Here is a 14,284-nt window from a genome sequence, read left to right as displayed (position 1 = left end):
ACCGCGGGCGTCGCCGGAGCCGACCCGCACACGGCCCCGCGTGTCCGCGAGCAGCCAGCATCCCCGAGGGGGCTGTGCCTCCTCACCGTGCACGTGACCGGGAGGCCAAGGCATGGGCGACAAGGCGAACGCACACCCCGGAGCCGCCGGCAGGGCTACGGCGGCCGACCACCCCGCGTCCGTACGGAATGTGGTGCTGGTCGGCCACAGCGGATCGGGCAAGACGACCCTGGTGGAGGCCCTCGCGCTGACCGCGGGGGCGGTGAACCGCGCGGGCCGCGTGGAGGACGGCACCGCCGTCTCGGACTACGACGACATCGAACACCGGCAACAGCGCTCCGTACAGCTGTCCCTGGTCCCCGTCGAATGGGGCGGCTACAAGATCAATCTCCTGGACACCCCCGGGTACGCCGATTTCGTCGGCGAGTTACGGGCCGGTCTGCGCGCCGCGGACGCGGCCCTTTTCGTCGTTTCGGCGGCCGACGGCGTGGACGGCGCCACCCGCATGGTGTGGGAGGAGTGCGCGGCGGTCGGCATGCCGCGGGCCATCGTGGTGACGCACCTGGAGGCGGCCCGCGCCGACTTCGGCGAGATGACGCGGACCTGCGCCGAGGCCTTCGGGGCCGATGACCCCGACGCCGTACTGCCGCTGTATCTGCCGTTGCACGGCGCCAAGGGACCGGACGGGCACGCTCCGGTGACCGGTCTGGTGGGGCTGCTCTCGCAGCGGATCTTCGACTACGCGTCCGGCGAACGGAAGGAGTCCGAACCGGGAGACGACCAGCTCCCGCTCATCGAGGACGCACGCAACAAACTGATCGAGGGGATCATCGCCGAGAGCGAGGACGAGTCCCTCATGGACCGCTACCTCAGCGGCGAGGACCTCGACTTCAAGACCCTCGTGGACGATCTGGAACGGGCCGTGGCGCGCGGCATCTTCCACCCCGTGCTCGCGGCGGCCCCCGCCGCCGAAGGCGCCCGGCAGGGCATCGGCACGGTGGAACTCCTGGAGTTGATCACGGGCGGCTTCCCCACTCCCCTGGAACACCCGGCGCCCGTCGTCACCACCCCCGGCGGCAAGGCGCGCCCCGCGCTCACCTGCGACCCCGCGGGACCGCTGGTCGCCGAGGTGGTGAAGACGGCGTCCGATCCCTACGTGGGGCGCGTCTCGCTCGTCCGCGTCTTCTCCGGCACCCTGCGACCCGACGAGACCGTGCACGTCTCCGGGCACGGTCTGGCCGACCGCGGCCACGAGGACCACGACGTGGACGAGCGCGTCGGCGCTCTCTCCTCCCCCTTCGGCAAACAGCAGCGCACGCTCAGCAGCTGTATCGCGGGAGACCTGGCCTGCGTCGCGAAGCTGAACCGCGCCGAGACGGGCGACACCCTCTCGGCCAAGGACGATCCGCTCCTGATGGAGCCCTGGGACATGCCCGACCCGCTGTTGCCGCTCGCCATCCAGGCGCACAGCAAGGCGGACGAGGACAAGCTCTCCCAGGGGCTCTCGCGGCTGGTCGCCGAGGACCCGACGATGCGCCTCGAGCAGAACCAGGACACCCACCAGGTGGTCCTGTGGTGCCTGGGCGAGGCCCACGCGGATGTCGCCCTCGAGCGGCTGCGCAGCCGGTACGGCGTGCAGGTCGACGTCGTGAGCCACAAGGTCTCCCTGCGGGAGACGTTCGCGGGCAAGTCGGCGGGGCGCGGCCGGCACGTGAAGCAGTCCGGCGGCCACGGCCAGTACGCGATCTGCGAGATCGAGGTCGAGCCGCTGCCGGGCGGCAGCGGCATCGAGTTCGTCGACAAGGTCGTGGGCGGCGCCGTGCCCCGGCAGTTCATCCCGTCCGTCGAGAAGGGCGTGCGCGCCCAGGCCGCGAAGGGGGTGGCCGCCGGATACCCCCTCATCGACGTACGCATCACGCTGCTCGACGGCAAGGCGCACTCGGTGGACTCCTCGGACGCCGCGTTCCAGACGGCGGGCGCGCTCGCCCTGCGCGAGGCAGCGGCCGACGCCAGGATCCACCTCCTGGAGCCGGTGGCCGAGGTGCGGGTCCTGGTCGGCGACGAACACGTGGGCCCGGTGATGAGCGACTTCTCGGGACGCCGCGGCCGGGTGGTCGGCACCGAGCAGGCACCTGGCGGACGCACGCTCGTGCGGGCCGAGGTGCCGGAGATCGAGATCGGGCGTTACGCCGTGGACCTGAGGTCCCTCTCGCAGGGCACCGCCCGCTTCAGCCGCGCGTACGCACGTCACGAACCGATGCCGCCCCAGCTCTCCGAGAGGATTCGTGAACAGGCCCAGGACGTCTCCTAGTCGCGAATCTCCGGCGGGGCGCACGGATGCGCCCTGCCGGATGTCGGTGCGCCCGGATACGCTGATGACCTGATCAACAGGTGTGCCGGGCAAGGAAGTCGGGAAGAGCCGCAGCAGCGAAGGTTGGCGGCGATGGGGGCGGCAGTGGCGGACGACGTATTCGACTTCAGGCCCGGGGCCCAGGTCCCGCTGTCCGGGGCCGCAGGACAGACGGCGGCGACCCACGCCCTCGCGTCGGCCGCGTACCGCGACGACAAGGTGTCGAAGATCCTCGACGCCAACAACGAATGGCACAAGTCCGAGGTGCACAAGGGGCTTTGGTCGCTCTTCGCGCCGAATCTGGGTGAGGCGTTCGCTCGGGCCGTGCAGGTGAGGATGCTCGGCGGCGCCCGCAAGCCGCTCATCCAGTCCTTCGGCATGGAGCCGCAGTCGATCGTCGAGCACTGCCTCGCGGCGAACAACATCCGCAAGGAGCGCGACCGCTGGCTCACGGTCGTGATGGTGCTGTGCGGGCTGTTGTTCCTGCCGGGACTGCTCGTCTGGCTGCTGCTCTTCACGGCCAAGCAGGCGGTCGTCAAGCGGGACAACAAGCGGGCGAGCGCCATCGCGACGGCCGTTCTGGTCGCCGTGGGCGTCCTTGCCGTGATCTTCCTCATCAAGCTCCCGATCGGCGGCCTCCTCGGCTGGTACATCCGCGCGGCGGTCGTCGTTCCCGTCCTCGGCTGGTTCTGGGCCAAGATGATCGCCGAGCGCACCGCGCGGGATCTGCGCGACCGCTGGGGAGGCCTGCTCTCCGGGGGCGGCATCGGCGCCAAGATCCCCGAGGCGGTGCCGGGCAGCCCCGGCGAGACGGCCGCCGAGCAGCTCCGGCAGGGGCTCGCGCGTCTCTCGGCGGAGCAGCAGAGCAACTCGGTCTTCTACGCCGGCCCCAAGGGAATACTGGGCATGGGCACGCGCTGGGGCAGCTGGCAACTGGCCGAGGAGCTGGTCTCCGCCAAGGAAGGCACGGAGATCCACCCGTTCCGCAGCTGGGACGTCATACGGTCGGTGCACGACCAGCTGCGCCTGCTCGAACGCGGCCCGCTGCACACCGGCGGCTTCCCGACCCCCTCGATAAAGCACTGGATCGTCTCTCCCATCGGGGAGAACGCCAAGGCGGTCGCCCGCCCCGGCGGCACGGAGGTCGAGGCCTATCAGGTCCGCGGCCACGAGATACAGCGCATCTGCAACGAACAGCAGTTCGGCAGCGGTAACCGGCACTATCTCGGCGTCCAGTTCACGCTCTGGGACGGCCAGTTGGTCATCACGATGCTGATCACGGTGACCGTGCTGCACGAGACCCTGCGCATCGAGGTCACAGGACACGCGCTCGGCCCGGTCCACTCGCTGTTCACCAGCAAGCCCGACCCCAAGGTCAAGAAGGTCGCCAAGCCCATCAAGTTCTGGGAGACCACGGAGCGCAAGCTGCCGCTGGTCGACGCCGACGAGGTCGTGCGCCTCGCGGTGCGGGCGCCCTTCACGTGGTATCCGCCGATCCTGGACCACCTCGGCGGGAAGCTGGTCCTTCCCGAGCCGTTCGGCCTGCGGCACGCCTGGGCGGACAAGCCGTGGCGGCACCGTTTCATGGCCGACGACGCGCTGCGCGCGGCCACTCCCGTGCTCCGCGTCGTCCACTCGGCGGCCATCAGGGTGCTCGAGGAGAACGGCGTGAACACGGAGAAGTTCGGTACCCGCTCCGGCTTCCTCAGCGGCGCGGTCCAGGACCCGATGCCGAGGAAGGCGGACGTGTACGACGCGTGAGGCGCGTCAGAGAGCGGCGGGCCAGGCGTCGGCCAGCATCTTGCGGGTGTCCGCGAGCAGCTGCGGCAGGATCTTCGTGTGGCCGACGACCGGCATGAAGTTCGTGTCCCCGCCCCAGCGCGGCACGATGTGCTGGTGCAGGTGCGCGGCGATGCCGGCGCCCGCGACGGTGCCCTGGTTCATGCCGATGTTGAAGCCGTGCGCGCCCGACGCGGCGCGCAGCGCGGTCATGGCCTGCTTGGTGAGCCCGGCGAGCTCGGCCGTCTCCGGAGCGGTCAGCTCCGTGTAGTCGGCGACGTGGCGGTAGGGCACGACCATCAAGTGGCCGCCGTTGTACGGGTAGAGGTTGAGCACCGCGTACACGTGCTCGCCGCGCGCGACGACGAGACCGTCCTCGTCGGATTTCGCCGGGATGGAGCAGAAGGGACAGCCGTCGTCGGCGCCCGGACCGCTCGGCTTGTTCTCGCCCTGGATGTACGCCATCCGGTGGGGCGTCCACAGGCGCTGGAACGCGTCCTGCGTCCCCACTCCGATCTGCTGCTCCGGCTCACTCGTCATGCAGTGCAGCATATGACTTGGTCCGATCGAAGCGTGTCGGCGGGGCGCTCACCGGGCACAGCACGGCGAAGCTGGACCGATGAGCGATGACAGCCGTCAGGCACGCTGGGAGAACCGCACGGAGGCACCGCTCGCCGTGGCCTCGGTGCTCTACCTGACCGCGTACGCGGTCCTTGTCCTGGCCTCCGGGCTGCCCCCGGCCTGGCGCGGCGTCTGCCTCGCGGTGCTCCTCATGGCCTGGGCCGCGTTCGCCGTGGACTACGCGGTGCGATGGCGGCTGAGCGGTCAGGGGCCGCGCTTCGTGCGCGCGCACTGGCTGGACACCCTGGTCCTCGTGCTGCCGCTGCTGCGGCCGCTGCGCGTCGTGCACGTCTACGAAGCCGTCCAGCGCAGGCGTGGGCGGCCGCGGCTCGCGCTGCACGCGCGCGTGGTCACGTACGCCGGTCTTTCCGCGCTGCTCCTCGGCTTCACCGGGGCGCTCGCCGTCTACCAGCAGGAGCACGCGGCTCCGGGCGCGACGATCCGGACCTTCGGGGACGCGGTGTGGTGGACCGCGGCCACGCTCTCGACGGTGGGCTACGGCGACGTGGCACCCGTGACACCCATGGGGCGCCTGGTCGCGGTGGGCGTGATGCTCGGCGGGCTCGCGATGCTCGGCGCGGTGACGGGGTCGTTCTCGTCGTGGCTGCTTCAGGTGTTCGCGCGGGAGGACGAGAAGAGGCCCCCGGGACGCTGAACGTCCCGGGGGCCTCTTGGCCGTGTCACACCTGTACGCGGCTCTCCACCACGTCCAGGAGCTTGGCCAGCGCCTGCTCGCGCGGAATGCCGTTCTCCTGCGAACCGTCGCGGTAGCGGAAGGAGATCGTGCCCGCGTTCATGTCGTCGTCACCGACGATGATCATGAACGGAACCTTCAGCTTCTGCTGCGTCCTGATCTTCTTCTGCATGCGGTCCGAGGAGGCGTCCACCTCTACCCGCAGGCCCTTCTTCTTGGCCTCGGCCGCGAACTCCTGGAGGTACGGGATGTGCGCGTCCCCGACGGGGATGCCCACCGCCTGGACCGGGGCCAGCCACGGCGGCATGGCGCCCGCGTAGTGCTCCAGGAGCACGGCGAAGAACCGCTCGATGGACCCGAAGAGCGCGCGGTGGATCATCACCGGACGCTGCTTGCTGCCGTCCGGCGAGGTGTACTCGAGGTTGAAGCGCTCCGGCAGGTTGAAGTCGAGCTGCACGGTCGACATCTGCCAGGTTCGGCCGATGGCGTCCTTGCACTGCACGGAGATCTTCGGGCCGTAGAAGGCGGCGCCGCCCGGGTCCGGGACCAGCGGGAGGCCCTGCTTCTCGGCGACCTGCTGCAGCGTCGCGGTGGCCTCTTCCCAGACCTCGTCCGACCCGACGAACTTCTCCGGGTCCTTGGTGGAGAGCTCCAGGTAGAAGTCCGTCAGGCCGTAGTCGCGCAGCAGGTTCAGGACGAAGGTGAGCGTCTTGTCGAGCTCCTCCGCCATCTGCTCCTTGGTGCAGTAGATGTGCGCGTCGTCCTGGGTGAAGCCGCGGGCACGGGTCAGACCGTGCACGACGCCCGACTTCTCGTACCGGTACACCGTGCCGAACTCGAAGAGGCGCAGCGGCAGTTCACGGTAGGAACGCCCGCGCGCATCGAAGATCAGGTTGTGCATCGGGCAGTTCATGGGCTTGAGGTAGTAGTCCACGCCCTCGTCGAGCTGCATGGGCGGGTACATGCCGTCGGCGTACCAGTCCAGGTGGCCCGAGGTCTCGAAGAGCTTCCCCTTGGTGGCGTGCGGGGTGTAGACGAACTCGTACCCCTCCTCCTCGTGGCGGCGCCGCGAGTAGTCCTCCATGACCCGGCGGATGATGCCGCCCTTGGGGTGGAAGACCGCGAGGCCCGAGCCGATCTGCTCCGGGATGGAGAAGAGGTCCAGCTCGCTGCCGAGCTTGCGGTGGTCGCGCTTCTCGGCCTCGGCGAGGAACTCCAGGTGCGCCTTGAGCTCGTCCTTGGTGGGCCAGGCGGTGCCGTAGATGCGCTGGAGCATCGGGTTCTTCTCGCTGCCGCGCCAGTACGCGGCGGCGTTGCGCATCAGCTTGAACGCCGGGATGTTGCGGGTGGTGGGCAGGTGGGGACCGCGGCAGAGGTCCTTCCAGCACAGGTCGCCGGTCTTCGCGTCGAGGTTGTCGTAGATGGTCAGCTCGCCGCCGCCCACCTCGACGTCCGCGCCGTCGTCACTGGACGCGGAGCCCTTGATGCCGATGAGCTCGAGCTTGTACGGCTCGTCGGCGAGCTCCTCGCGGGCCGCCTCGTCGGTGACGACGCGGCGCGAGAAGCGCTGACCGCGCTTCTGGATCTCCTGCATCTTCTTCTCGATGGCCTTGAGATCCTCGGGCGTGAACGGCTTCTCGACGTCGAAGTCGTAGTAGAAGCCGTTCTGGACCGGCGGGCCGATGCCCAGCTTGGCCTCGGGGAAGAGCTCCTGCACGGCCTGCGCCATCACGTGCGCGGTGGAGTGGCGCAGGATGTTCAGGCCGTCCTCGGAGGAGATCTCGACCGGCTCGACCTCCTCGCCGTCCTGCACGGCGTACGCGAGGTCCTTCAGCTCGCCGGCCACGCGGGCGGCGACGATGGTGCGCTCACCGGAGAAGAGTTCGGCGGCCGTAGTGCCCGTCGTCACCACGCGCTCTTCCCGCTCGGAATCGCGTTGGATGATCACACGGACGTCTGACACCGGTCTTCTCCTACCTGAAGGGGGTCGCGGCAGATCTGCTCCTGCACGCGATACGAATCGTACCGAGCCGGGGACGCCCATCGCGAAACGGTTATCCCCCGGCTCCTGCCGCGCCCCTCCTCAGTCCCCGCTGCACGCCTCCTCGAAGAAGTCGAGATTCTCCTGGAGCGACTTCATCAGGCGGTCCTTCTCCCCCTCGTCCACCTGCACCGGCACCACTCCCGAGGCCCCGGTGAGCCGCCGGAAGCCGCCCCGGCTCTCCAGGCGCCCGTGCACCCGGATCGGCAGCCCCACCAGGTGGGCATGGCCCGCGATGCGGTACGACTCCTCGTCGAGCGTCATACGTACGTGGGGGACGTCGGCGCCCGCGAGCACCCGGACCCGCACCGTGCCGTCGCCCCGCGGCGCCGACCGCCGCATCCGCACCACGGCCCCCGTGATCCGCACCGCCATCGCCGGCTCATCCCGCAGGTAGCGGGCGCTCGCCTCTCTGAGCGCCGGCAGGTCACCGGGCGAGAACTCGACGGGCCCGGCATCGACGGCGCACCCCTCGGGCACCCCCGCTGCCGGCGCCCACTCGACGGCGACCCTGGCTCCTTCCGTGCCCCGCACCAGGGCCACCACGGCCTCCGTCAGCTCATGGCTGGCGCCTGCTTCCACGGCGCCGTCGAAGGCGTCCATGCCACCGGTGGCGCGTTGGTAGTCGACGGCCTCGCGAACCGCGTACAGCGCCTGGTGCAGCCGCACCGCGATCAGACGCCCGGACACGACGGGCACGAACGCGGTGAGCCGGCGCCCGCCAGGAGCGGGACCGACCAGGACGCTCTCCAGTGAGGAGGCGGCGGGCCCGCGGTGCCGCGCTCCGTAATACCCGGCACGGCCGCGCGCCGCGAGAGCCCCCGCGAGCAGCATCTGCCGTGCCGCCGCCCGCAGTTGTTCTTCCGCCGTCCAGGTCGCGGCGCCCGCAGGACCCGCCGGGACATCACGCCACCAGCGGATCTCGTCGCTGGGCACGGTGAGCCCGACGAGCACGTCACGCGCGGACGGTGACGCGCTGCGTGCCAGTGCGGTGAGCGCATCGCCGAGCAGGTCCTCGCAGTCGGGGAAGGCCCTGTTCTCCGGTACGAGCAGACTCGTGCCGCCCCCGCCGGGGCCGGGCGGGGTCCAGCGGGCATATCGCCCTGCCGCTCCCCCGCGCCGGCGCCAGCCGTGCCGGCCGAGCAGCGCGCCGAGCACGGCGGGGTCGACCTGCGAAGGATCGGGTGGACCCAGCGGGGGCGCCGGATCGGCCCAGTTGCCCGCGGGTTCCACGGGGTGCGGGCGAGCGGGGCGTGGTGGCTCTTCGATCGGGCGGTGCATCAGGGTCTCCCTCCCGTCCCGACCCGCGTCATGATCTCGCAGAGGGCCTTGTCGTCGAAGATCCGCGAGGTCGGGACGCGCACGGTGGTCCTGCGCCGGCCGGTCACCTGGTGTCCGGCGAGGTTGGTCCAGTAGCAGCAGTGCCGCAGGTCGAGCCGGTCGTGCCCCGCGCGCAGCCAGTCGTCCTGCGACCGGGGCACGAGCATCACGACCAGGATCTTGTGCACCGCGACCGGGGTCCGGGCGAGCTTCTCCAGGTGCGGGTTGTCGAGCGTGAAGGAGAAGGCCGGACCCGCCGGGTTCGGTGGTATCTGGTACGTGCATTTGAGCTGCACCTTGATGGTGACTTCGTCGTCGACCGTGTGCCCGGGGGCGCTGTGGCTGACGTGCCAGTCGATGCCGTTGTCCGGAAACGGCTGGGAGAGCGAGCACCCCGCCGCCGCGGCGACGGCGTGCAGATAGCCCACCTGAAGGGTCTCCATACAGGCGGTGGTGGCGAGTGTGCCGCGCGGCGGTGCGATCCGCTCGGGCAGCAGCCCACCCTGTTCGGGCTGCGCGAGCGCCATGTCCAACGAGCCTTCCGAACCGGTGAATCCCCGCTTCGGGCCGGTCAATTCCCAAGCCCTGTACCTCTGTTGTCTCCGGGCCGCGTACAGCGCAAACGGCCCGGGTATCACCGGTGTGGGCAGGGGAGGAAAGCCATCTGCCGGACATGATCGAGGAGTTGCGTCACTATGACGTGCTGGTACGAGGGGCCCTTGGCCGCATTCGACACGGAGACCACGGGCGTCGACGTCGAGACCGACCGCATTGTGTCGGCCGCCGTCGTCGTCCAGCAAGGTGCGGGCACCCGCCCGCGGATCACTCGCTGGCTGGTGAACCCGGGCGTTCCGGTGCCCGAGAGCGCCACCGCGGTGCACGGCCTGACGGAGGAACATCTGCAGCACAACGGCCGCTGGCCCGCGCCGGTGATGGAGGAGATAGCCAGGGAGCTGGCGGAGCAGGGCGCGGCGGGCCGACCCATCGTCGTCATGAACGCGCCCTTCGACCTGACGATCCTGGACCGGGAGTTGCGCAGGCACCGCGCGTCGTCACTCGGCCACTACATGGCGGGCTCGTCCCTGTGCGTCGTGGATCCCCGGGTCCTGGACAAGCAGCTCGACCGCTACCGCAAGGGCCGTCGCACGCTGACCGATCTGTGCGCGCACTACGCGGTGGAGCTGGACGAGGCGCACGACGCGGCGGCCGACGCGCAGGCCGCACTGGATGTCGTACGTGCCGTGGGCCGGCGTTTCGCCTCGCGGCTCGAACGGCTCTCGGCGGCCGAGCTGCACGCGCTGCAGGCGGTGTGGCACGCGGCTCAGGCGCGCGGCCTGCAGGCCTGGTTCGCGCGCAGCGGTGCGCCGGAGACGGTGGATCCCGCATGGCCGCTGCGCCCCGAACTCCCGGCGGCGGCCTGACGATCGACGCCCGCCGGGCACGGCCCGCGGGCATGAAAAAACCGGTCCGTCTATGACGGACCGGCATTCTCCGGGTGGGCGATACTGGGTTCGAACCAGTGACCTCTTCGGTGTGAACGAAGCGCTCTCCCACTGAGCTAATCGCCCGGGAACGGACTGAACAATACAGGTCTTCGCGGGTTTCCTTCAAACCGCTTGTGCGAGAACCGTCAGCTCCGTCCGAGGTGCGCCCGCAGCCCGCGCTCACCGGCACGCATCATCAACGCGTGGTTGAGGAGGAAGACGGGTCTGCCGGGCACGGCGAGGCGTCGCATGAGCGGTTTGCGCACCACCACTTCCTGCGCGTAGAGCGCCCGTGTGCCGCCGGGCACCGGCGTGACGGTCCAGCGTGCCCAGCCCTCCAGGTCCCCGGTCATCGCGATCTCCAGGATCCCGGCGGCCGGGTCGCGGCGCCTCTCCTCGGCGGTGACGAACAGGTCGTACGGCAGCAGGGAACGGAAACGTGCCGTGCCGCTGCGCTCGTCGACGGGCGTCACCTCCCGCACCTGGGGCCACCACGCCGGATAGTCCTCGGCGCGCTCCAGGGCCGCGTACACGTCGGCGGGTGGCGCGGGCACGTTCCAGATGCTGCGGAAGCGGTAGTGGCTCCAGTCCATGGACCGAGTCTGCCGGTCGGGCGCCGATCTGAGTACGTCCTGAGTATCCGCACCGATGCCTGCCGCTGTGTCCGGGACCACACTCCCCGGCATGACCAACATTCCGCCCCCGGCCGAGGAGCTCAGGATCCTCGACCTGGAGCTGCGACATCTCGACGCGCGCAGGGCGCAGTTGCTGCAACGCCGCGCCTGGCTCCTGGGTGCCCTCCGGACGGCCACGGCCCCCGCGCCCGTTCCCCCGCCGACGGTCCGTGCCCCCGAGGCGAGCCCGCCGAACGTGCAGAACGCGCTGCTCACCCTGGGCGGCATCCTCCTGACGATCGCGGCGATCGCCTTCACGCTGGTGAGCTGGGGACACCTGGGCATCGGCGGCCGCGGCGCCGTCCTGGCGGCCGTGACGCTGACGGCGCTCGGCGTGCCCGCGCTGCTGCTGCGCCGGAAGCTGCGTTCGACGGCGGAGACGGTGGCCGCGCTCGGCATCGCCCTGACCGTCCTGGACGCGTACGCCCTCCACGCCGCCGCGCTGCCGCGGACGGGCGCCCTCGGTTACACGGCGGCCGCGTCCACCGTGCTCGCCGCGCTCTGGACGGCGTACGGCCTTGTCTTCCGCGAGCTGCGGCTGCCCTTGCCGCTGGCCGTCGCGACCGCGCAACTCCCGCTGTTCCTCGGGGCGCTCGCGGCGGACGCGGGTGTCCACGGCACGGGGGCGGCGCTTCTGATGACGGCGGCGTTCGATGTCGCCGTCGCGCTACGGGTGAGCGACCCCGCCGTCCGGGTCGTCGCGGCCGTCGGTGCTTGGGCCACGGGCTTGTGGGGGGCGTCGGGCGCCGGCTACCTGTCCTGGTCGGCGGCTGATCTCTCCGACGCGGCGCGGGCGGGTTCGCTTCTGCTGCTTGCCGCGTCGATCGCGCTGGTGGCTGCGTGGTTGATCCCCCGGCCCCCGCAGGCCACGGGTGCAGCGTTCGCGGGCGGCCTGCTCCTGACGGCGGCGGCCGGTGGCGTGCTGCGCGAGGCGCTGCCCTCCGCGTGGACGGTCCCCGCGTACCTGGCCTGTGCCGTCGCGCTCCTGGCGGTCGTCCGCACCGCGCTGCCACGGCCGGTCCTGCGCGGGGTCGCCGGTGCGGGGCTCCTGGTGCACGCGCTCGCGGTGCTGTGGGCGCTGCCCGCGTTCGTCGCGGCGATCGCCGGGCCGGTCAGCTGGGCCGGGAAGGTCTGGTCGGACACACCGCCGGACACCGGTGAGGCGGTACTCCTCGAAGAACTGGCCGCACACCACCCGGCAATGGCCGCACTCGTGCTCGCCGCGGTCGCCACGGTCCTGTTCACCGCTGTCCGCCCCCAGCCTTCGGCCCTCGCGCGCCCGGGACACCAGGCTCCCGACCCCGTCACGCCTTCGCCCTCGCCTGCCGCTCCCGCCACACCCGGTGCTCCCCCAGCTCCCGGTCCCGCGGCATCACCTGACGGTTCGGCCACCCCGCCGAGCGATCCCGCCGCACCACCTCTCGCCCCCACCGCGGCGCACGCGCCCCGGCCGCCGGGCAGCCCGGTCACGCCGCATCCGATCCGCACCGACGTCGCCCTCTCCGCCGCCTTGGCCCTCTTCTGGGCCGCACTCCTCGTCCTGCCGTCCGCCCTGCAACTCCCCTACGCTGTAGGGGTTTCGACGTACGTCGCGCTGACCGCCGCCCTGCTCGCCCTCGCGTCGCGCCCCGGTTCGAAGGCGGTTGCCCTCACCGCGCTGACCTCGGGGGCGGTCACCTCGGTGAGCGGCGCGTTCCTGGCGCTGGCCGGTACCGCGGCGACGCTCGGCACACTCGGCGCCCTGACGGCGCTGTTCCTCACGGCGGCCGTGTTCACCGCCCGCCGCCGGGAGGCCGCTGCGGTTGTGGCCCCCACCGCCGTCTGCGCCACCGTCACGTACGCGGCAGCCCTCGTCTTCGCCGCGGGCGCGGCCCAGGACCTGCGTGCGGAGCACATCGGGCTGCTCATGCTCGTCGTCCCGGCGCTCACCGCCCTCGCCGCGGCCCGGCTCGGCCGCCACCCGCTGGCACTGCCGGCGGAGATCTCCGGGGCGGTCGCGGGTGGGTTCGCGATCACCCTCACCGCGGAGCACGCGACGACCCTCGCCCTGGCCCTCACGCTCGGCGGTCTCATCGCCGCCGGCACCGCACTCCGCGCGGACCGCCGCCCCGTCGGGTACGCGGCCGGGGTGCTGTTCATCCTGGCGAGCTGGGTCCGCCTCGCCGCCTGGGACGTCGGGACCCCCGAGGCCTACGCCCTGCCGGTCACCGTCCCCGCGCTCCTGATCGGCGCCCTGCGGCGCCACCGCACCCCCGAGACGTCCTCCTGGACGGCGTACGGGCCCGGCCTCGCCGCGACCCTCCTGCCGAGCCTCGTCGCCGCCTGGAGCGACGCGCACTGGCAGCGGCCGCTGCTCCTCGGCGTCGCGGCCCTGCTGATCACGCTGGCGGGCGCCCGACGCCGGCTGCAGGCGCCCCTGGTGCTCGGCGGCGCGGTCCTCGCCCTGGACGCCCTGCACGAACTGGCGCCCTACATCGTCCAAGTGGTGGACGCCTTGCCGCGCTGGCTGCCGCCGGCACTCGCCGGGCTACTGCTCCTCGCGATCGGCGCGTCGTACGAACAGCGGCTGCGTGACGCACGGCGGGTCCGTGACGTTCTCGGCAGAATGCACTGACTCCGCTTTTGCCTTACGGCGGCCGACGGAGTATCACATTCCTTCCGCCGCACGGAAAATGAAGCGAATACGACTGCGGCCCGGAGGCTTAAAAGCCTCCGGGCCGCAGTTCCGGGGTGGGCGATACTGGGTTCGAACCAGTGACCTCTTCGGTGTGAACGAAGCGCTCTCCCACTGAGCTAATCGCCCCGGGCGCACGGAGAACATTACCGCATGTCAGCGGGTGCCCCCGACCGCCGTGGAGTCACCCGGAGGTCACTCCTTGATCTTCCATGGCATCTCGAGGCCGAACTTCCAGACGTAGACCGCGACGAGCACGGCGACGATCACCAGACCGACGGTCGTCAGGATGATGTTCCGGCGGCGCACCTTGGGGTCGAGCGCACGCTGCGCCGCCTCGGTGACCTTCCGCTTCGTCCAGCGAAGCACCAGCTGGGCCCAGACGAACTCCGTCGCCCAGATCGCCATTCCCCCGAAGATCACCAGCCAGCCCGGGCCCGGCAGCGGCAGCATGACGATGCCTGCGGCAACCACGGCGAGGCCGACGATGAACACGCCCACCTGCCAGCTGAGGTGCAGCGCCTTGCGGGCCTGGATGTACTCCGGCGCACGCGATCCGAGCGGCTGTTCGTCCTTCGTACCGGTGATTGTTTCGGCAACCCCCGGCTCGTTACTCCCCGTATTCATACGGCCAAACCCTACCGGAC

The 14,284-nt window shown here is 71.1% G+C and carries 11 protein-coding genes and 2 tRNA genes; 5 read left to right on the top strand and 8 right to left on the bottom strand.

From position 1 onward, the window contains the following. Positions 1-112: 112 nt before the first annotated feature. Positions 113-2,311, top strand: coding sequence for an elongation factor G-like protein EF-G2 (locus ACWGIH_RS22835; protein ID WP_453452183.1), 2,199 nt, complete (start codon positions 113-115; stop codon positions 2,309-2,311). A gap of 132 nt (positions 2,312-2,443) precedes the next feature. Continuing rightward, positions 2,444-4,111: a hypothetical protein gene (locus ACWGIH_RS22830; RefSeq protein WP_453452184.1), complete on the top strand. Its 1,668-nt coding sequence runs from the start codon at positions 2,444-2,446 to the stop codon at positions 4,109-4,111. A gap of 6 nt (positions 4,112-4,117) precedes the next feature. On the opposite strand, the gene ACWGIH_RS22825 is transcribed toward ACWGIH_RS22830, so the two are convergent. Beyond that, entirely contained in the window at positions 4,118-4,681 is a 564-nt protein-coding gene (locus ACWGIH_RS22825; protein ID WP_453452185.1) for an HIT family protein, read from the bottom strand. Between the two features lie 67 nt (positions 4,682-4,748). Between ACWGIH_RS22825 and ACWGIH_RS22820 the strand changes: the two genes are divergently transcribed. Then, entirely contained in the window at positions 4,749-5,405 is a 657-nt protein-coding gene (locus ACWGIH_RS22820; protein WP_453452186.1) for a potassium channel family protein, read from the top strand. A 25-nt stretch (positions 5,406-5,430) separates the two neighbouring features. On the opposite strand, the gene thrS is transcribed toward ACWGIH_RS22820, so the two are convergent. From thrS to ACWGIH_RS22805, 3 genes are all read right to left on the bottom strand, one after another. Next, positions 5,431-7,407, bottom strand: a complete 1,977-nt coding sequence (gene thrS / locus ACWGIH_RS22815) for a threonine--tRNA ligase (protein WP_453452187.1) — start codon at positions 7,405-7,407, stop codon at positions 5,431-5,433. A 120-nt stretch (positions 7,408-7,527) separates the two neighbouring features. Beyond that, entirely contained in the window at positions 7,528-8,769 is a 1,242-nt protein-coding gene (locus ACWGIH_RS22810; protein WP_453452192.1) for a hypothetical protein, read from the bottom strand. Continuing rightward, positions 8,766-9,332, bottom strand: coding sequence for a DUF4365 domain-containing protein (locus ACWGIH_RS22805; protein WP_453452188.1), 567 nt, complete (start codon positions 9,330-9,332; stop codon positions 8,766-8,768). The genes ACWGIH_RS22810 and ACWGIH_RS22805 overlap by 4 nt, the downstream gene beginning before the upstream one ends. A 168-nt stretch (positions 9,333-9,500) precedes the next feature. Between ACWGIH_RS22805 and ACWGIH_RS22800 the strand changes: the two genes are divergently transcribed. After that, positions 9,501-10,226: an exonuclease domain-containing protein gene (locus tag ACWGIH_RS22800; protein WP_453452189.1), complete on the top strand. Its 726-nt coding sequence runs from the start codon at positions 9,501-9,503 to the stop codon at positions 10,224-10,226. 75 nt (positions 10,227-10,301) lie between these two features. On the opposite strand, the gene ACWGIH_RS22795 is transcribed toward ACWGIH_RS22800, so the two are convergent. Further along, a tRNA-Val gene (locus ACWGIH_RS22795) sits at positions 10,302-10,373 on the bottom strand. A 62-nt stretch (positions 10,374-10,435) separates the two neighbouring features. Beyond that, entirely contained in the window at positions 10,436-10,882 is a 447-nt protein-coding gene (locus ACWGIH_RS22790) for an SRPBCC family protein (protein ID WP_453452190.1), read from the bottom strand. Positions 10,883-10,973: 91 nt separating this feature from the next. Between ACWGIH_RS22790 and ACWGIH_RS22785 the strand changes: the two genes are divergently transcribed. After that, positions 10,974-13,577, top strand: coding sequence for an SCO7613 C-terminal domain-containing membrane protein (locus ACWGIH_RS22785; protein ID WP_453452191.1), 2,604 nt, complete (start codon positions 10,974-10,976; stop codon positions 13,575-13,577). A gap of 117 nt (positions 13,578-13,694) precedes the next feature. Here the strand turns inward: ACWGIH_RS22785 and ACWGIH_RS22780 are convergent. Both ACWGIH_RS22780 and ACWGIH_RS22775 read right to left on the bottom strand, forming a co-directional pair. Next, a tRNA-Val gene (locus ACWGIH_RS22780) sits at positions 13,695-13,766 on the bottom strand. 66 nt (positions 13,767-13,832) lie between these two features. After that, positions 13,833-14,264: a TIGR02611 family protein gene (locus ACWGIH_RS22775; protein ID WP_365820986.1), complete on the bottom strand. Its 432-nt coding sequence runs from the start codon at positions 14,262-14,264 to the stop codon at positions 13,833-13,835. Between the last annotated feature and the right edge of the window lie 20 nt (positions 14,265-14,284).

The sequence above is a fragment of the Streptomyces sp. NPDC054872 genome (assembly GCF_053610705.1).
The sequence above is the reverse complement of the archived record's forward strand: the minus strand, read 5'-3'. Positions and strand labels throughout refer to the sequence as shown.

Excerpts from the sequence above, each read along its gene's own strand:
- ACWGIH_RS22835 (WP_453452183.1), top strand. The coding sequence starts at position 113 with ATGGGCGACAAGGCGAACGCACACCCCGGAGCCGCCGGCAGGGCTACG.
- ACWGIH_RS22830 (WP_453452184.1), top strand. The coding sequence starts at position 2,444 with ATGGGGGCGGCAGTGGCGGACGACGTATTCGACTTCAGGCCCGGGGCC.
- ACWGIH_RS22825 (WP_453452185.1), bottom strand. The coding sequence starts at position 4,681 with ATGCTGCACTGCATGACGAGTGAGCCGGAGCAGCAGATCGGAGTGGGG.
- ACWGIH_RS22820 (WP_453452186.1), top strand. The coding sequence starts at position 4,749 with ATGAGCGATGACAGCCGTCAGGCACGCTGGGAGAACCGCACGGAGGCA.
- ACWGIH_RS22805 (WP_453452188.1), bottom strand. The coding sequence starts at position 9,332 with ATGGCGCTCGCGCAGCCCGAACAGGGTGGGCTGCTGCCCGAGCGGATC.
- ACWGIH_RS22800 (WP_453452189.1), top strand. The coding sequence starts at position 9,501 with ATGACGTGCTGGTACGAGGGGCCCTTGGCCGCATTCGACACGGAGACC.
- ACWGIH_RS22790 (WP_453452190.1), bottom strand. The coding sequence starts at position 10,882 with ATGGACTGGAGCCACTACCGCTTCCGCAGCATCTGGAACGTGCCCGCG.
- ACWGIH_RS22785 (WP_453452191.1), top strand. The coding sequence starts at position 10,974 with ATGACCAACATTCCGCCCCCGGCCGAGGAGCTCAGGATCCTCGACCTG.
- ACWGIH_RS22775 (WP_365820986.1), bottom strand. The coding sequence starts at position 14,264 with ATGAATACGGGGAGTAACGAGCCGGGGGTTGCCGAAACAATCACCGGT.